At 67.2% G+C, this 17,991-nt stretch carries 16 protein-coding genes; 6 read left to right on the forward strand and 10 right to left on the reverse strand.

The window, feature by feature from the left end:
- Positions 1–68 precede the first annotated feature (68 nt).
- The 4 genes from HZA32_20185 to HZA32_20200 all read left to right on the forward strand — a co-directional run bounded on the left by HZA32_20185 (position 69) and on the right by HZA32_20200 (position 5,951).
- Positions 69–1,241, forward strand: coding sequence for a PepSY domain-containing protein (locus HZA32_20185; GenBank protein ID MBI5426402.1), 1,173 nt, complete (start codon positions 69–71; stop codon positions 1,239–1,241).
- Between the two features lie 535 nt (positions 1,242–1,776).
- Positions 1,777–3,894, forward strand: a complete 2,118-nt coding sequence (locus HZA32_20190) for a TonB-dependent siderophore receptor (GenBank protein ID MBI5426403.1) — start codon at positions 1,777–1,779, stop codon at positions 3,892–3,894.
- A 7-nt stretch (positions 3,895–3,901) separates the two neighbouring features.
- Positions 3,902–4,978, forward strand: a complete 1,077-nt coding sequence (locus tag HZA32_20195; GenBank protein MBI5426404.1) for a PepSY domain-containing protein — start codon at positions 3,902–3,904, stop codon at positions 4,976–4,978.
- Positions 4,979–5,045: 67 nt separating this feature from the next.
- A complete protein-coding gene (locus HZA32_20200) occupies positions 5,046–5,951 on the forward strand; it encodes an alpha/beta fold hydrolase (protein MBI5426405.1) in 906 nt (301 codons plus the stop codon).
- On the opposite strand, the gene HZA32_20205 is transcribed toward HZA32_20200, so the two are convergent.
- Together HZA32_20205 and HZA32_20210 are read right to left on the reverse strand one after the other, a co-directional pair.
- Positions 5,948–6,820: an esterase family protein gene (locus HZA32_20205; GenBank protein MBI5426406.1), complete on the reverse strand. Its 873-nt coding sequence runs from the start codon at positions 6,818–6,820 to the stop codon at positions 5,948–5,950. The two genes, HZA32_20200 and HZA32_20205, sit on opposite strands and share 4 nt — an antisense overlap.
- Positions 6,817–7,245, reverse strand: coding sequence for a flavodoxin domain-containing protein (locus HZA32_20210; GenBank protein ID MBI5426407.1), 429 nt, complete (start codon positions 7,243–7,245; stop codon positions 6,817–6,819). Before HZA32_20210 ends, HZA32_20205 begins: the two co-directional genes overlap by 4 nt.
- 134 nt (positions 7,246–7,379) lie before the next feature.
- Here HZA32_20210 and HZA32_20215 point away from each other — a divergent pair, with 134 nt between their 5' ends.
- On the forward strand, positions 7,380–8,876 hold the full coding sequence (locus HZA32_20215; GenBank protein MBI5426408.1) for a peptide MFS transporter: 1,497 nt from the start codon (positions 7,380–7,382) through the stop codon (positions 8,874–8,876).
- Between the two features lie 239 nt (positions 8,877–9,115).
- Here HZA32_20215 and HZA32_20220 read toward each other — a convergent pair whose 3' ends face one another.
- The 7 genes from HZA32_20220 to HZA32_20250 all read right to left on the reverse strand — a co-directional run bounded on the left by HZA32_20220 (position 9,116) and on the right by HZA32_20250 (position 14,894).
- On the reverse strand, positions 9,116–9,559 hold the full coding sequence (locus tag HZA32_20220) for a DUF4864 domain-containing protein (protein MBI5426409.1): 444 nt from the start codon (positions 9,557–9,559) through the stop codon (positions 9,116–9,118).
- Positions 9,556–10,473, reverse strand: a complete 918-nt coding sequence (ftsY, locus tag HZA32_20225) for a signal recognition particle-docking protein FtsY (protein ID MBI5426410.1) — start codon at positions 10,471–10,473, stop codon at positions 9,556–9,558. Before ftsY ends, HZA32_20220 begins: the two co-directional genes overlap by 4 nt.
- 52 nt (positions 10,474–10,525) lie before the next feature.
- A complete protein-coding gene (gene nusB, locus HZA32_20230) occupies positions 10,526–10,972 on the reverse strand; it encodes a transcription antitermination factor NusB (GenBank protein MBI5426411.1) in 447 nt (148 codons plus the stop codon).
- Positions 10,969–11,454: a 6,7-dimethyl-8-ribityllumazine synthase gene (locus tag HZA32_20235; protein ID MBI5426412.1), complete on the reverse strand. Its 486-nt coding sequence runs from the start codon at positions 11,452–11,454 to the stop codon at positions 10,969–10,971. Before HZA32_20235 ends, nusB begins: the two co-directional genes overlap by 4 nt.
- 54 nt (positions 11,455–11,508) lie before the next feature.
- Complete coding sequence (gene ribB / locus HZA32_20240) at positions 11,509–12,597, reverse strand: 3,4-dihydroxy-2-butanone-4-phosphate synthase (protein ID MBI5426413.1); 1,089 nt, start codon at positions 12,595–12,597, stop codon at positions 11,509–11,511.
- 197 nt (positions 12,598–12,794) lie between these two features.
- Positions 12,795–14,432 (reverse strand): Na/Pi cotransporter family protein, encoded by a 1,638-nt coding sequence (locus HZA32_20245; GenBank protein MBI5426414.1) that lies wholly within the window; start codon positions 14,430–14,432, stop codon positions 12,795–12,797.
- Positions 14,433–14,441: 9 nt separating this feature from the next.
- Positions 14,442–14,894 carry a hypothetical protein gene (locus HZA32_20250; GenBank protein ID MBI5426415.1) on the reverse strand — a complete coding sequence of 151 codons (453 nt, stop codon included), beginning with the start codon at positions 14,892–14,894 and terminating at the stop codon, positions 14,442–14,444.
- Between the two features lie 128 nt (positions 14,895–15,022).
- On the opposite strand from HZA32_20250, the gene HZA32_20255 reads away from it, so the two are divergent.
- The gene (locus HZA32_20255; GenBank protein ID MBI5426416.1) at positions 15,023–16,573 is read left to right on the forward strand and encodes an ADP-ribosylglycohydrolase family protein; all 1,551 of its coding nucleotides are present in this window, start codon (positions 15,023–15,025) and stop codon (positions 16,571–16,573) included.
- Here the strand turns inward: HZA32_20255 and HZA32_20260 are convergent.
- The gene (locus tag HZA32_20260; GenBank protein ID MBI5426417.1) at positions 16,558–17,937 is read right to left on the reverse strand and encodes a replication-associated recombination protein A; all 1,380 of its coding nucleotides are present in this window, start codon (positions 17,935–17,937) and stop codon (positions 16,558–16,560) included. The genes HZA32_20255 and HZA32_20260 overlap by 16 nt on opposite strands.
- Between the last annotated feature and the right edge of the window lie 54 nt (positions 17,938–17,991).

Raw genomic sequence — 17,991 nt, forward strand, 5'->3', positions numbered from 1 at the left:
GCTCCTTTTTTGAACTCCTTGCGCTGCGCGCGATACCGTTCCCGGCTCCCGCGCGTCTCAGTCGCTCCATGAAACTTTTCCGCTCCGTCCTCTTCTGGCTTCACCTCGCCGCCGGCCTGCTCGCCGGCCTCGCGATCGGCATCATGTGCTTCACCGGTGCCGCGCTCGCATTCGAGAAGCAGATCATCGCCTGGGCCGAGCGCGACGCCCGCCAGATCGCCGTTCCCACGGCAGCGACTCCCGTCTCGTTGACCGCCCTCGTTCAAAGCGCCCGCGCCGTCGCGCCCGAGAGCAAGCCCGTGACGCTGACAATCGCCGCCGAACCGAACACCGCCGTCGCGATCGCCCGCGGTCGCGGTGACGTGGTTTACGCCAACCCCTACACGGGCGAAGTCCGCCTGCCCGCGTCGACGCGGGTTCGCGACACGCTGAAATTCCTCGAGCAACTCCACCGCGTGCTCGCGCTGAGCGGTGACCAGCGTCCGATCGGCAAAGCCATCAACGGCGCGTGCAATGTCGCGTTCTGCTTCCTCGCGCTCTCCGGCCTCTATCTCTGGTGGCCGCGCAGCCTGAGCAGCCGCAGCGTCCGCGCCGTCGCCGTGTTAAACTGGCGCCTCACCGGCAAGGCCCGCGACTTCAACTGGCACAACGCCCTCGGCCTCTGGACCGCACCGGTGCTGATCGTGCTCACGCTCACCGCACTCCCGATTTCCTACCGCTGGGCCTCGAACGGCGTCTTCCGCCTTTTCGGCGACACTCCGCCGGCCGCCAACAACGAGGGTCCCGCGCGCGACGCCGCCGCTGCACGCGAGGGCAACTCACCCAGCGATCGCGCCGCACCCGTGCCCGACCTCGATCTGCTGCTCGCTTGCGCCCGCGCGGAAATGCCCAACGCCGAATCCTACACGCTGCGCCTCAACGCCCCGCCCCGCGCCGCGACCGCCGCCGTTATCGTGCGCGAACCGAACACTTGGCCGCGCACCGCCAACACCACGCTCACGCTCGACGCCAAGACCGGCGCCGTCGTGCGCCGCGAATCCTTCGACGACCTCACCGCCGGTCGTCGCGCGCGCACGTGGACCCGCTTCCTCCACACCGGCGAAGCACTCGGCCTCGTCGGCCAGCTCGTGGCCGGCCTCGCGTGCCTCGGCGGCTGCGTCCTCGTCTACACCGGCTTCGCCCTCGCGTGGCGCCGCTTCTTTCCCGCGAAACGCGCGGCCGCAGCGACGGCCGCCGCCTGACTTTCCCGCTCTCATGCAACGCGCCACCATGACTCCGCAACGCCGCGCCGATCTTCACTTCGTCATCGGGCTGGTCGTGGCGGTCACGTTGCTCGCCCTGTTCATCGGCAGCATCCACCTCGCCGCATGATCGCCTTTCCTCCATCCGCTGCTCGTCGTTCTCCGGGCGCCTCGTTGGTTCGTAAGCCTCACGGTTCGCTGTGTTGCGAGGCTGTCGCCGGCCCCGCGGATGGAACACTTTCCGAGTCACGACTTGTGCAGACCGCTGCACTCCATGTTTTCCCTCCGCGAAGACCCATCGTCTGAACGTCTCCGTCACTTTTCTGCTTCTGAACTGAGCCGCCGCGCCGTGCGCGCGACGACCAGCCGCGCCGCGCGGCCGACCGACTGCGCGCGCCTCCACCTTGTGGTCGAGTGCTGACCCTTGCCCGTCCGTGCCGGGCCGCCGCCTGCGCATGTCGTGACTCGGAAAATCACGACCACGCCGGCGCCCGGTGCGGACGGGTCCCTTTTCGACCCGTTCGCCTTTTTCGCCATGAGAAAACACACCCGCCTCTCCTCCGGCTTTTCCTTCACGCTCGCCGCGCTCGCGCTCGGCGCCGCGCCGCTGCTCTCCGCCGCGCCGCTCGCCGTCGACGGTGACACCGTCAAACTCGACGAGTTCGGCGTGCGCGGTTCACGCCCGGAAGCCTACACCGCCGCCCACGCGGACAGCTCGACCAAGCTTCCGATCTCGATCTTCGAGAACCCGCAAAACATCCAGGTCGTGCCGCGCTCGCTGCTCGCCGATCAAGGCGCGCTGAAACTCGACGACGTGCTCAAGAACGTCGCGGGCGTCACGCCGGGCGGCTACTACTCGAATTGGGACTACTACCGCATCCGCGGCTTCGACGCGGCGTTCAACACCTTCATCGACGGCCTGCGTCACCACAGCGGCATGGGCGAAGAACTCTTCGGCCTCGAGCAGGTCGAGATCGTCAAAGGCCCCGCCGGCACGCTCTTCGGCCAGGGCCCGCTCGGCGGCGTGGTCAACCTCGTCAGCAAGCGCCCGCGCACCGAGCGCGGCGGCGAACTCGGCGTCGGTTTCGGCACGGACAACTCCCGCGAAGTCACGCTCGACTACACCACGCCCCTCGACGCGAACGGCCGCGTGCTCGCGCGCCTCACCGGACTCTGGCGCGACGAGGATCTCTTCATCGACTACGCCGGCGGACGGAGTTACTACCTCGCGCCGTCGCTCACGTGGAAGCTCAGCGACGCCACTTCGCTGACGATCCTCACGCGCTATCGCGAACGCGACGACGACCATGCCATGCCGTTGCCCGCCTCCGGCACGGTCCTGCCCAACCCGAACGGCAAGATCCCGCTGACGCGCTTCAACGGCGAACCCGGCCGCACCAACCACGTCGAGGAAACCACGCAAAGCGGCGGCTACGAGTTCGTCCACCGCCTCAACGACCGCCTCACGCTTCGCCAGAACCTCAACTCCAGCGACGGCCAGCAAACCTGGGGCTACATTCTCTATCCCGGCAGCCTCGCCGCCGACGGCCGCACGCTCTCGCGCTACGGCTACAGCTACGACCAAGGCTGGCGCACGCTCTCGATTGACACGCGCCTCGAAGGGAAATTCACCACCGGCACCGTCGAGCACAGCGCCGTCGCTGGCGTCGATTTCTACCGCGACAACTATTCTTACACCGGCGCGACGATCGATTTCAGCGACCCCGCCGGCTACACCTCGATCGATCTCTACGCGCCGGTCTACGGCGGCGCGCTGCCACCGCTCACCGTCAAACTCGCCGGCGCCACGCTCGGCGAGATGTGGGGCTATTACGCGCAGGACCACCTCAAGCTCGGGCGCGGCGTCGCCCTCACGCTCGGCGGCCGCTACGACACTTCCAAGAGCAACGACGTCAAGATCGACGACTTCACCCCGCGCGCGGGCCTCAGTTGGGAATTTCGCCCCGGCGCGATGCTCTACGCGACCTACAGCGGCTCGTTCAACCCACAGGGCAGCTGGCAAACAACCGCCACCGGCACGCCCGTCGATCCGGAGACCGGCACCAACTACGAGATCGGCCTGAAAACCGCCGCCGCGGACGGCCGCCTCACCGCGACGATTTCGCTCTTCGAACTCACCCGCCAAAACGTCGCCACCGCCGACCTCGCTCATCCGGGCTACTACGTCGTCACCGGCGAGCAGCGCAGCCGCGGCGTCGAATTCGACGGCCGCTTCAGTCCGCGTCCCGGCTGGGAACTCGCGCTCGCCTACGCCTACACCGACGCGCGCATCACCGCCGACAACTCCCTGCCGGTCGGCGCGCGCACGCCCGCGGCACCGCTGCACGGCTTCAACGTCTGGACGAAATACGTCGTGCCCCACGGCGCACTCAAGGGCTTCGGCGCCGGGGTCGGCCTGCACTACTACTCGCGCCAGCTGGGCGACAGCACCTACGTGCCCGGCCACGAATTCGACCTGCCCGCCTACGGCCTCGTTGACGCGGCGCTCTACTACAGCCGCGGCCGCTTCCGCGCGCAGCTCAACGTCAGCAACGCGCTCGACCGCGAATACTACTCCGGCGCCTACGATCCGCTCTACGTGCTGCCCGGCACGCCGCGCCAGATCCGCGTGAGCACAACCTGGAAATTCTGACCGACCGATGCGCAAGCGCCTCTGGCAACTCCACTCGTGGCTCGGGCTCGTCGCCGGCCTCGGCCTGCTGCTCATCGGCCTCAGCGGCAGCCTGCTCGTTTTCCACGAGGAGCTGGAGGCGCTGTTCAACCGGGAGCTGGTGCGCGTCGAGCCGTCGCCTGCCGGACGCCTGCCACTCGACACGCTGCTCGCACACGCCCAGCGGCAGCTGCCCAATCACGAGATCACGGGCTGGCTGCCGCGCTACGAGGCGCCGGCCATGGCCGACGTCCTCTACGTGATCCGACGCGGCGACAAGGAATGGCTCGTCGCCACGATCGATCCCTACACCGGCCGCCTGCTCGCGTCGCCGCGCCTCGGCACGACCACGCTCACCGGCTGGTTGCTCGATCTGCACTATGCGTTCTTCGCCGACCACGCCGGCATGCTCGCCGCCGCCGTCTTCGGCCTGCTGCTCCTCGCGCTCGGCGTCACCGGCGTGTGGCTCTACCGCGACTTCTGGAAAAACTTCCTTACGCTCCGCTGGCGTCGCGGCGCGCGGATCCTGTTTTCCGACCTGCACAAATTCGTCGGCATCACGACCGTCGCATTCAACCTCGTGCTCGGCTTCACGGGCGCCTACTGGAATTTCACCCATGTCCTCGGCGAATGGCTCGCCGGCGAACACGAGCAAAAGAAAATCGAGCAGCGCCTCTACGCACCGACCCTTTCGCTCGACGCGGTGGCGCGCGACGCCGCACAGCGGCTCCCGGGTTTTCGGGGCAATTTCATTTCGCTGCCCAGTGATCCCGCCGCCCCGACCGTCACGCTCTGGGGCGCGGTCGAGCCGCACGGCTGGCTCACGAGCCCCTACGGCAGCACGGTCGCCTACGACGCCCGGACGGGCGCTCACCAATCAACCCACGACCTGCGCGGCGCCGGTGCGTGGGCGCGCATCGTCGACAGCTTCCGTCCGCTGCACTTCGGCGATTTCGGCGGGTTGCCCGTGAAACTGCTTTGGGTCCTCGGAGGCCTCGCCCCGGGCGCGCTTGCCCTCACCGGCTTCGCGGTCTGGTGGCAACGTCGCGCGGCAACAAAGCGTTGAGTTCGCGCCGGTGCCTCAGCGCTCACCGCGCTTGGCGTCGCGCACTGACGTGTCAGTTTCTGCTTTCGTGATCGCTGCCCAAACCGACCGCATGAGCTCGCGCCACCGCCTCGGCATCGTCGGCGCAATCATGCTGGCGGTCTTTCTTCTCAGTTTCGCAGTGTCGGCGTTTTTCGCCTTTGAGTTCACCGGTCCCCAACGGCGCTCGGTGCGCCCGCTGCCGGCCGACTTCGGCTTCGCCGTCGAAGCAGTGAATTTCGCCGCCCGAGATGGCCTCAGGCTCCGTGGCTGGTTCGTTCCCTGCGATGGTTCGGTCCGCGCCGCCGTGCTGCTCCATGGCAACGGATCGACTCGCAGCCAAATGATCGCACGCGCCCGACTGCTGCGCACGCACGGCTACGCCGTGTTGCTCTACGACGCGCGCGGCCACGGTGAAAGCGACGGGGAACGTGTATCGTTCGGCCTTTTTGAAACCCGCGACCTGCTCGGCGCACTGGACTACGTGCGCTCGCGCGGCGCCTCGGAAATCGGCTGCGTCGGCGCCTCGCAGGGTGGGGCCACAATCGCGCTCGCAGCGAACGATCTGCAAGCTGTGCGCTGGGTCGTGCTCGAGAGCGTCTTCCCGGACCTCACGACCGCACTCGATCGCCGTTTCCGACACACGCTTCATCTGCCCGGTTGGTTCGCCGGGATTTTGATGCAACCGCTCGCAGAGTGGCGAATCGGCGCCTCGGCGCGAGAGATCGAGCCTCGCCGCCTAATCAGCCGGCTGCAGTGCCCGGTATTAATCCTCGGAGGGGAAAAAGATCCTTACACGACCGCCGCCGACACACGTGCGCTTTATTCAGCGGCGCCAGACAGAAAGCAGCTTTGGCTGGTGCCTGATGCGAGCCACGTCGACCTCTACGGCGCGGCGGGGCGCGCCTACGAGCGACACCTCGTCGACTTTCTAAACGACGCGACCGGCCATTAGCGCCGGGGGAAAGCCCACTTGAGAAACACCGGCAGCGCCTCGGCCCACGTGCTCTCGTGGTGCTTGCCGCCGGCAATCTCGTGATAAGTCACGTCCACATCGCGGCGAAGACCTTTCGCGGCGAGTTCGTCGATCAACTCCGTCGTGTCCTGGATGGCATCGATCACGCCGTTGCCGTCGCGATCGTCGGTCTCGTCCGCCGTGCCGGCCTCGAACCACAGGCGCAGCTTCGGCTTCGTCGCGGTGTCGCGCACGATCTTGTGGGCGAGACGCGAGCGTTGCGCGGCGCGCCAATCGCCATCCTCGCCGCGCCACCAGAGCGAACCGGAGAAAACGCCGACCGTGCCGAACACATCCGGATGCGCCCACGCGAGATCGAACGCGCTGAGCCCGCCGAGCGAGGCGCCCATGATGGCCGTCCGCATCGGCGTCGCACCGACGCCGTAGCGGTGCCGCACTTCGGGGAGGATGAACTCCAGCACGCGGCGCTGGAAGGCCGCGGCTTTCTTCCCGCGTCCCGCGTAGTCGAGCGTGCGCGCGAGGCCGTATTCCTCAATCCGTTCGGACGTCGCGGAAATCGCGACGACGAGCGGTGGCGCAATTTCTCCCGCAGCGGCGAGCCGCTCGATCGTCTCGGCGAGTTTCCACGCCGCCATGTTCTGGCCATCGAGCGCAATCAGCAGCGGCGTGTCCGCCTTGATGCCGCCGGGCGGGAGAAAAATCCGCACCTCACCCGCCGCGAGATCATCCGGCGCCTGCACCGCGAGCGTTTCCTCGCGCGCGAGCACGACGGCCGCGCTGGCGTCGGTCAGACCGAGGCCGACGAGCATGCGTCCGAGTTTGGCGGCGAGATGACGTTCGCGCTTCATGCGTGGTTCAGGGCTTCATCGACCTGCGCGAGCCATTCCTGAAAGTCAGCTTTGAATTTCGTGTCACAGTCGCGCCGCGGCAGCAGCCGGCGTGCCCCGCGCGCCGCCAGAAGCTCGTCAATTTTCCGTCCCGCCGCGCAAAAATCGCGATAGGACGACGACCCGAGCGCCAGCACGGCGTAGCGCAGACCTTCCAACCGCAATGCCGGCGCCGCCAGCGCGGCAAAAAACTCCGCGGCGTCCGGCGGCACCTCGCCCTCGCCCCATGTGCTCACGATGAACAAGGCGGTGTCGAATTCGCGCAGTCGCGCCGCAGGAAAATCCGCAACGTTGGCGACAGCGCACTCGCCGCCACGCGTCCCGAGCGCCTGTGCGGTGGCGTGCGCGAGCTCCTCGGCATTGCCGGAGACGGTGGCGTAGAGCACGGCGACGGGCGCGGACATCGCGCCATTGAGGCGGCGAGGCGGCGGTTGTCCACTCCCGGATAGCCCGAAATATCGGTGCTTACCGGGAGCTGCGCGCTTGCGCTCGCCGAGTGAAATCGCCCTCATCGCCCCTCATGCAGAACCCCGCCTCTTCCCCGGCGCGCGATGAAAGCGGTCTCTTCGGACATCCGCGCGGCCTCACGAACTTGTTCTTCACGGAACTCTGGGAGCGCTTCGGCTACTACGGCATGCGCGCCCTGCTCACGTTGTTCATGGTCGCGCCGCTCGCCCGGGGCGGACTCGGCTTCGACAACAAGACCGCCGGCATCATCTACGGCACCTACACGATGAGCGTCTACATGCTCTCGATCCCCGGCGGCTACATCGCGGACAACTTCCTCGGCGCGCGCGCCACGGTGTTCTGGGGCGGCGTGATCATCGCGCTCGGCTACTTCTCGCTCGCGGTGCATTCGACGACGTTCTTCTACCTCGGCCTCGCGCTCGTCGCGTGCGGCACCGGCCTGCTGAAACCCAACATCAGCTCGATGGTCGGCTCGCTCTACTCGAAGGACGACCCGCGCCGTGACTCGGGTTTCTCGATTTTCTACATGGGCATCAACATGGGTGCCTTCCTCGCTCCGCTCATCACCGGCTGGGTGGCGCAGAGCGACGCGGCCAAGGAACTCCTCGCGAACAACGGCTTCGACCCGAACAAGAGCTGGCACTGGGCGTTCGCCGTTTCGGGCGCGGGCATGGTGATCGGCTTGATCATCTACGTGCTGCAAAAGCACCGCCTCGCCGACGTCGGTCACGCACCCGCAGCCAATGTCCCGCGTCCGTGGGGCAAGCTCTTCAGCGTGCTCGCGATTTCCGCGGTCGTTTTCGGCCTCGTGCGCCTTTCGGACTCGGACCCGCGTTTCGCGTGGATCAGCTACGGCTACGTCGTGTTGCCCGTGCTCGCGATCATCTGGTTCGGCACGCGTCCGGACATGACGCTGAAACGCTTCGCCGCCGTGTTCGTGTTCTCGCTCGCCTACCTGATCTTCTGCGCGGTGTTTGAGCAGGCCGGCTCGACGATCTCCCTCTTCGCCGACCAGCTGACCAACACCGAGGTGTTTGGCTACAAGTTCCCGTCGGCCTGGTTCCAGTCAGTGAACTCGGTCTTCGTGATCCTCCTCTCGCCGATCTTCGCGTGGCTGTGGATCAAGCTCGGAGACAAGCAGCCGTCGAGCCCGGCCAAGTTCGCCGTCGGCCTGTTCTTCCTCGCGCTCTCCTTCGTGCTCATGGTGCCCGCCGCGCAGCTCACGGCCGAGGGCAAGGTCGGTCCGTTCTGGATCGTCGGCCTGTTCTTCCTCCAAACCGTCGGCGAACTCTGCCTCAGTCCGGTCGGCCTCAGCACCATGACCAAGCTCGCCCCCGGCAATCTCGTGGGTCTCGTGATGGGCGTGTGGTTCCTCGCCGCCGCGCTCGGCAACAAACTCGCCGGCACCGTCGCAGGCGAGTTCACCGCCACCGATTCGAAGGCGCTCTCGAACTTCTTCCTGCACCAAGCCGGCTGGGTCGCGCTGGCCTTCGTCGTCCTCGTGGCGCTCACCCCGTGGGTGAAGAAGTTGATGGGCGAAGTGAAGTAACCCGCTCGTCCCCTTCCCCTTCTCAGGCGCGGCCCCCAAGCCGCGCCTTCTTTATTTCCTCCCCGGAAAAGAGTTAGGGCTCGCGCGCGTCACGGGCCAGTGAACACGCGCGAGCCCTGTTGGTCACCTCTCGCACCCGTTGCCGGGCACGAAAAACTGTGCGGATAGGGTATCCTACGCAGGAGAAATCCCGGACGCCGAAAAACACCTAAATTTAGGTGGTGCCCCGAAATGCCTGATCAAAGGCTCTGGTCGGGTCCGGAAACGCCCAACACGACGCCGGCAATTCGCCAGCGTCCGGCCTCTTCGACGAGCGAGTAGCGGAACGCCTTCCCTGCGTCGTTCGCGTCGAAAACCACGTAGACCACCTGCGCCGCGGAGCCGCGATCATCGCGCACGACGCCCGCCTCGAACCGTCGATGCGCCACCAGCGCCGGATAACCGCGCCGCAACATCGCCGCGAAAACCGCGGGCGCGACCTGCCGCCGGACACCGCTGGCGGCAAACTGATAGGCCTCGTCGAACTTCCCGGCGCGGATGGCGTTCAACTGCCCTTCAACCGTCGCGCGCACGGCGTCGCGAATCGGTTTCGGGCTGAGGCGCAGAACCGGCGGCTCACCTGCCCCCGCGACGACGAGACCCGCGACAAACAGCAGGAAAATCATCCCGCCGACGCGCATCACTCCAAGCCGAACACCGCGCGGCTGTAGTTTTCGATCGAGAACGGCTGCAAGTCGTCCGGCTGCTCGCCGAGGCCGATGAAGTAGATCGGAATCTTCAGCTGCCGATAGATGCCCACGATGGCACCGCCGCGGCTCGTGCCGTCGAGCTTCGTCACGATCAGGCCGGTGAGGCCAAAACTCTGGTGAAACACCTTCGCCTGCTCGATCGAGTTGCTGCCGAGCGAGCCGTCGACGACGAGCCAGCGGTGCTGCGGCGCGGTCGCGTCGTTCTTCTGCAGGACGCGCCGGATCTTCGCGAGCTCGTCCATCAGGTTGCTCTTCGTGTGCAACCGTCCCGCCGTGTCCACGATCAGCCAATCGGCTCCGCGCGACTTCGCCGCCTGCCAGGCGTCGAACGCCACCGCCGCCGCGTCCGCGCCGGTGTGGCTGGCCACGATGTCGATGTTCAGGCGCGTGGCCCAGCTCTTCAGCTGCTCGACCGCGGCGGCGCGGAAGGTGTCGCACGCCGCCACGACGACCGTCTGGCCGTCGCCTTTCATCTTGTGCGCGAGCTTCGCGGTCGTGGTCGTCTTGCCCGAGCCGTTCACGCCGATCATCGCGATGACGGTCGGCTTCACGGCGGGGGCGGACAGCGTGCCTTCGGCGCCGGCGAGGACGCGCTTCAACACCGCCGCGCCGATCTCCGCCGCCTGCTTACCCTGCAGCGTCGGGTCCTTGCGATAGGCCGTCTTGATTTCCTCGAGAATCTCGGTCGTCGTCTCGACGCCGAAGTCGGCCGTGTAGAGCGCCTCTTCGAGCTCGTCGAGCGACGCCACGTCGATCTTCCGCCCGCCGAAGAGGCCGTGCGTCTTCGCCGCGATGGCAGCGACGGTCTTGGTCAGGCCGTCCTTGAATTTCTTAAAAAGGGAAAACATCCGGAAATCTCCGCGAATCACGCGCCCTCGCGCCTGGACCCGCGCAGGCGCGTCACTCCGTGGTCGCCTTGCGCGCGTCGCGGCCGGCCTTGTCCTTCATGCGGTCGAGGATGCCGTTGATGAAGCGCTTCGAGTCGGCGGTGGAGAAATTCTTCGAGAGGTCGATCGCCTCGTTGATCGAGACGACCGGCGGGATGTCCTTGCGGTGGAGCATCTCGAAGATCGCGAGGCGCAGGATCGCGAGATCGATGCGCGCGATGCGCTCGAACTCCCAATTGTGCGCGAGCGTGCGGATGTGGCCGTCGATCTCGTCGATGTGCTGCATCACGCCGGCGATCAGCTCTTCGGCGAAGGCGTAGTGGTCGCGCGGCTTTTCGAGGCTCTCGAAAAACAACCGGAGGTCGTCGGTGAAGTTCGCGGGCTTGTTGATGCTCCACGCGTAGAGGAACTGGAGCGCGGCGGCGCGGCTCTCGCGGCGTTGGGAAAATTGGCTGCTCATGAGTGTTTGCCTTTTCGCAAGGTGCGCCGGAGCGCCGCCATTTCAAGCCCGGCGCGCGCGAACTCCGCGCCGCGGTCGAGTTTGCCGAGGCAACGCGCGCGCGCCTGCGCGAGCGTGTCGGTGACGATCACGCCGTTGATCACCGGGATCCCGGTGCCGAGCGCGACCTGTTGCAATGCGTGGGAAACGCTCTCGCCCACCATCTCGTGGTGGTTCGTGTCGCCGCCGATCAGCACGCCGAGCGCGATGACGCAGTCGAAACGCTTCGTCGCCGCCAGTTGCTGCGCGGCCCACGGCACCTCGTGCGAGCCCGGCACGCGGACCTCCACGATGTCCTTCGCCCGCACGCCGGCCGCCGCGAGCACCGCCGCGGCGCGCGTGCGCAAGCCGTCGACGAGTTCGGCGTTGAAACGCGCCGCCACGACGCCGAAGCGCAGGCCGGCACCGCGGATGTTCAGGTCACTGGGAGCGTCGAGACTCATGGAGCGGTCAATTGGCGGGGGCAGTCCGGCGGGGCGCAACCCGAAATCCGCGTCTCACACCGGCACGACCTCGACGATTTCCAGCCCGTAGCCGTCGAGGCCGACCACACGGCGGTTCGAGTGCGTCATCAGCCGGATTTTTTGGAGGCCGAGCGCCGTGAGGATCTGCGCGCCGGTGCCGTAGTCGCGCAGACTCGGCCGGCGCGGCTGGTCGAGCGCCGCCAACGCCTCCTGCATGCGGCCGTTCTGCTCCATGTAGACGATCGCGCCGTGGCCGGTCTTCGCGACCGCCTCGAGGGACGAAAGCAGCGAGCGGTGACTGCCCATGTCGCGTCCGTGGAACACGTCGCTGAGCAGGTTCTCCGTGTGGACGCGCACCAGCGTCGGCGATCCGTCGAGCCGGCCCATCGTGAATGCGAGGTGGTGGCGCCCGTCGATCTTGCTGCGGAAGACGTGCAGCATGAACTCGCCGTATTCGGACGAGAACGGCCGCGTGCTGATGCACTCGACGAGCTTTTCGCGGCGATGACGGTATTCGATCAACGACGAGATCGAGATCAGCGGCAACCGGTGCCGCTGCTTGAACTCCTCCAGCTCCGGCACGCGCGCCATCGTGCCGTCCTCGTTCAACACCTCGCAAATCACCGCGACCGGCCCGAGGCCGGCCAGCGCCGCGAGATCGACCGCGGCCTCCGTGTGGCCCGCCCGCTCGAGCACGCCGCCCGGTCGGGCGCAGAGCGGAAAAATGTGGCCGGGCTGCACCAGTTCGTCGGGACGCGTGGCAGGATTCGCGAGCAGCTGCACCGTGCGCGCGCGATCGAAGGCGCTGATGCCGGTCGTGATGCCTTCCGCCGCGTCCACCGAGACCGTGAACGCCGTGCGCATCGCCTCGCGGTTCTGCTGCACCATCGGGTTTATGCCGAGCCGCTTCAGGGCCGGCTCCGTCATCGGCACGCAAATCAGGCCGCGCGCGTGGCGGATCATCAGGTTGATCAGCTCGGGCGTGACCTTCTCGGCGGCGAACACCAGATCGCCCTCGTTCTCGCGCCCTTCGTCGTCGGTCACGATGACGACGCCGCCCGAGGCGATCGTCTGGATCGCAGTTTCGACGGAATCAAAAGGCGTGGCGGCAGCGGACGACATGGTGAAAAGGCCGGGCAGCATTCCCACGCTCCCGAGCGCTGTCAAATCCCGCCCTGCACGCCGCTGCCTTGTAGGAGCCTGCTTGCAGGCGACCCAAACGTTGAGGCGGCCTCGTTGCTCCCGGTCGCTTGCAAGCAAGCTCCTGCCCGCGAAGCCGTGTCCAGCCTGCGCTCCCCGTCTGCGCGCCCAGCCGCGTCTCAATCCTGTTCGCTCGTCGGCGCCTTTTCGCCCGCGAAGGTGTGCCCGATGGTGTTGAGCTGTCCGCTGATCCGGCGGAGCGCGTTGAGTAATTCCAGGTAGCGCGTGCTGGCACCAAGCCGCTCGTCGTCGCAACCGATCAGGCGCTGGTAGTGCGCCTTCTGCGCCTCGATGCACCACTTCTTGAGCTCGTCGCCTTCGCGCAGGAATTGCTGCGCCATGGCCCGCTCGCGGGTCGTGAGCACGAGGATGGCCGTGTCGAGCCGGTGGAGCGTGCGGCGGTGCATTTCGGCGAGATCGAACTGGTCCTCCGGCGCGAGCGGCAGCGGATTGGCCAGCTGCTTCAGGATTTGGTGGCAGAAATTCTTGTCGATGACGTCGCCCACCGCTTCGAGCTGGCTGGCGAAATGCAGCAGCCCGAACTGCACCTGGCTGTCGCGCGGCGTCATTTGGTCGACCGGGATCTGGCTGAGGTAGTGCTTGATCGCCGCGTGCATCTCGTCGACGCGGTTGTCGTGTTCCTGCACCTCGCGCACGAGCGCCGCGTCCTGCGTCTGCAGGCCGCGCCACGCACTCGTGAGCATGGACTTGATGTCCTCCGTCAGCCGCAACGTTTCGCGTGAAGCGTTGGCCAGCGCGAAGACCGGGCTGCTCAAAGCACTCGGGTCGAGGTGCGTCGCCACCGACCCTAGCGGCGGTCGCGTCGGATCGTCGCGCACGGCGCGCATGACGAGTCGTCCGACGTAGCCGGCCAGCAACGCGCCGGCGAAAGCCACGACGACGTTGAAGCCCGTGTGGAAATTCGCCGCCTGCCGCGCGACGCCACCCGGCATCGCCTCCATCGTCCGCTGCACCCAGGGAAACGCCAGTATCGCCGCGCCGACCGCGGCGAATTTCAGCACGAGGTTGGCGACGGCGAGACGTTTTCCGGCGAGCGTCGGCCAGCCGGCCGCGAGCGAGGTGAGCCCGAGGCCGAGATTGGCGCCGAGCACGACCGGCAGCACCGTGGCCAGCGAGAACGACCCCGCGCCCGCCATCGCGATCACCAAGCCGATGACCGCGGTCGAGCTCTGGGTGAGAAACGTCAGTCCGGCTGCGAACACGATCATCAGCCAGCGGTGGCTGCTGAACATCACCATCAGCGTTTCGAACTCCGCGTTGCCCGCGAGCACGCGCGCGCCCGCGCTGATGATGTCCATGCCGAGGAAGATGAACCCAAGCGCGAGCAACACCTGCCCGGCTCCTCGCCCCGTTTCGCTGCGCGCCCAGAGATAGCCGATCACGCCGGTGATCAGGAACAGGCCGTTGTAGTCGAAGAAACGAAACGCCAGCAGCTGCACCATGACCGTGATGCCCACGTTCGCGCCGAGCAGGAACACGAGCATGCGCTCCGCCGGCATCTTGCCGGCGTTGAGCAGCTGCATCGTCAACAGCGTCTGCGCCGTCGACGACGGCGCGACCGTGCCGAACGCGAGCCCCGCCACCGTCGCCGTCCAGCGGTTGGCGCCCATGCGCTCGATCCACGCGTGCAGCGCGTGCCCGATCATGCGTTCGAGACCTTTGCGGAGAAAGCGGATCGCAAACAGCATCAGCGCGACGCCGCCCGCGATATTAAGCAGGGCCAATGAGCCGGACATGGCGACGGTTCAGGCGCGGAAATCCACCGTGTAGTTCTCGACCGCCTGCTCCGACTCGGAACCGTCGGTCGACGCGTCGCCCTTGAGCAGCGTCAGGAACAGCTTGAACGCATAGGGCGGCCGCACGGGCTTGCTGCCCACCAGCGCCTTCCCGCCACTGGAGCCGTTCAGGATGATGCGCTCGCTGCCTTGCTTGTAATTCGGGTTCCACCGCGCCGCCGCGCGCGCGACATCGGCCGCCATCGGTTTCTTGTCCTTGTCGTAGAAGGAGAGCTTGAACGTGCCGCCTTCGAGCGTGAGCCCGAGAAAATTGCCATTGGGGCGCGCAATCGTGATGCCGGCGATCTTCGGTTCTTCCTTCTTCGCTTCCGTCTTCGTTGCGCTGCTGGGTTTCGGGGTTTGCGCCACAAGTTGACCAAAGCCGAACGCGAGAATCACCAGCAGAACGAGACGCATCTTCATGGGCGGAACGTTAGACCGGAGCAACCGCGCCGCAAGCCCGCGCTCGCTCCCGTGGCGACGCCATGTGGTTTAGCTTTCGATTCACGCTGGCGGCGGCGTTCGCCGCGTGGCACCGTGTTTCCCCGCCCATGAAACTCGCCCTCCGTCTGCTCTGCTTCACGGTCTCCGCGACGACGATTTTCGCCGCCGCCCCTCGCTCCCTCTCGCGCGCCGAACTACGCGACAAAATCCGCGGCGCCTGGGCCGGCCAGATGATCGGCGTGACTTACGGCGCGCCCACCGAGTTTCACGCCCTCGGCCGCACGTTCGACGAGCCGATCAAACCCGAGGCCATCACCAACGCGATCGTGCAGGACGACCTCTACGTCGAGATGACGTTCTCCAAGGTCCTCGACACCGTCGGCCTCGACGCGACCAGCGACGACTACGGCGCGGCATTCGCGCAATCGCGCTACGAACTCTGGCACGCCAACGCCGCCGCCCGCCGCAATCTCCAACGCGGCCTGTCCGCCGCGCTCAGCGGCGACCCGCGCTACAACGCGCACTGCGACGACATTGATTTCCAAATCGAGTCGGACTTCATCGGCATCCTCTGCCCCGGCCTGCCCGCCGAAGCCAACCGTCTTGGGGTGCGCGTCGGCCGGGTGATGAACCACGGCGACGGCCTCTATGGCGGCCTGTTCATCGCCGGCATGTATTCGGCCGCGTTCTTCGAGAGCGACCCGCGGCGCGTGGTCGAGGCCGGCCTCGCGAGCATCCCGGCGGACAGCGGTTACGGTCGCATCATTCGCGACCTGCTCGACTGGCACGCCGCGTATCCCGGCGACTGGCGGAAGATCTGGCAGCTGCTCGCCGACAAATGGGACCGCGACGACATCTGTCCGGAGGGCGCGCATCGCCCCTTCAACATCGACGCCAAACTCAACGGCGCCTACCTCGCGCTCGGCCTGCTGGCCGGCAACGGCGACTGGCAACGCACGATGGAAATCGCCACACGCTGCGGCCAGGACTCCGACTGCAATCCCTCCAGCGCCTGCGGCGTGCTCGGCGCGATGATCGGCTTCGAGCGCATCCCCGCCGAGCACCGCGCCGCCGTGCTCTCCATCGCCGAACGCAAATTCGACTACACCGACTACTCCTTCCGCGACATCGTCGCGTCGTCCGAACGTCTCGCCCTCGCCGTCATCCAGCGCGCCGGCGGGCGGGTGGACGACCTGCAAGTCGTCATCCCGCGGCAAACGGTCACGCCGCCACCGCTCGAGTCGTCGGGCTACGGCCGGCCGGTGCAGCTCATCAACGTCGATGAGGCCGCGTGGACTTGGCGCGGCGCGTGGGAGGCGAAGCCCGGCCAATTTTGGTCCGACAAATACGTGGCGCGTGAAGCGAACGGAGCCGGCGCGGAGGCCGAGTTGAAATTCCGCGGCACTGGCGTCGTGCTCATCGGAAGCCTCATCCACGACGGCGGCCGGGCCGATGTCTTCATCGACGGCGTGAAGTGCGACCTCGTGGCCGACGCCTACGTGGACGACACGCGCACGCACGACAACGACCTCTGGCGCCTGCCGGGCCTGAGCGACGGCGAGCACACGCTGCGGATCCTCACGCGGAGCGACGCCGATCCGCACTCCACCGGCCGGCGCTTCGGAGTCATCCGCGCCGTGATCTACCGCGCGCCCTGATCGCGGCGGATTTGTTCGCGCAATCCCTGCCAGCGCCCCAGACGGTCGGCGATCTTGGTTTCCCAGCCGGCCGTCTTCGGCGTGTAAAGCGAAAGCGGTTTCTCGAGATAGTTCTGCCCCGAGACGTTCTCGGGAAAATCGTGCGAGTAGAGGTAACCCTTGCCGTGACCGGCGCGCTTGCTCGCCTGGCCGCCCTTGTCGCGGAGGTGGATCGGCACGGGTTGCACCGGCTGCTCCTTCAGCGCGCGGTGCGCCTCGCCGAGCGCGAGCGTGGCCGAGTTGCTCTTCGGCGCGGTGGCGATGTAGAGCGTCGCGTGCGCGAGCGTCAGCTCCGCCTCGGGCAAGCCGATGAAATCGCACGCGTGGTGCGCCGCGACGGTGAGCGGCAGCGCCTGCGGATCGGCGAGACCGACGTCCTCGCTGGCGAGGATCACGAGGCGCCGCGCGATGAAGCGCGGGTCCTCGCCGCCGGCGAGCATCTTCGCGAGCCAATACATCGCCGCGTCCGGATCGCTGCCGCGGCAGCTCTTGATGAAGGCTGAGATCGTATCGTAGTGCTCGTCCTCATCCGCATCGTAGCGGATGCGGCGCTCGCGGGCGAAGACTTCGAGTTCCTTCTCCGTGATCGCGGCCTTCTCGGGCAACGACAGCGCGAGGACTTCGAGCGAGTTCAACGCGCGGCGCAGATCGCCGTCGCACAAGACCGCGAGATCGGTGAGCACCTTCGCGTCCGCCGTGTGTCCGCGCGCGCCGAGGCCGCGCTCGGTGTCGGCCAGCGCCTTGCCCAGCACGCCGGCGACCGTTGCGGGCGTGTGCGGCTCGAGCCGGAAAAGGTGGCTGCGGCTGAGGAGCGGCGGGTTGACGTAGAAACCCGGGTTGTGCGTCGTCGCGCCGATGAGGCGCACGCTGCCCTCCTCGACATCGGGCAGCAACAGGTCCTGCTGCGACTTGTTGAAGCGGTGGAGCTCGTCGATGAAGAGAATCGTGCGCGCCTCGGGACGGCGGCGGGCGAGCGCGAGGATTTCGCGGAGCTCGGCGACGTTGCTCATGACCGCGTTCACGCGCACGAAGCGGCTGCCGGTCTCGCGCGCGATCGCCTCGGCGATGCTCGTCTTGCCGCAGCCGGGCGGGCCGTAGAAGAGCAGGCTGCCGAAGCGGTTCGTCGCGATCAGCTGCGGCAGCAGGCTGCCGGTGCGCGTGATGTGGTCCTGTCCGACGACCTCGGCGAGCGAGCGGGGCCGCATGCGCGCCGCGAGCGGTTGGTGCGAGTTGTCCTTCGGAGCAGGCGCGGCGGCATCGGCGAAAGACGCCGGTGTGACGGGGTCCTCGCCGAAAAGTGAGCCGGTGTCTGCGCCGCGTGCCATGGTTGCCCACACAGTGTTGCGGCGGGCGCGCGAAACAAGTTTGAAGGCGCGCGG

It is taken from the genome of Opitutia bacterium, from assembly GCA_016217545.1.
GTDB lineage: Bacteria > Verrucomicrobiota > Verrucomicrobiia > Opitutales > Opitutaceae > Didemnitutus.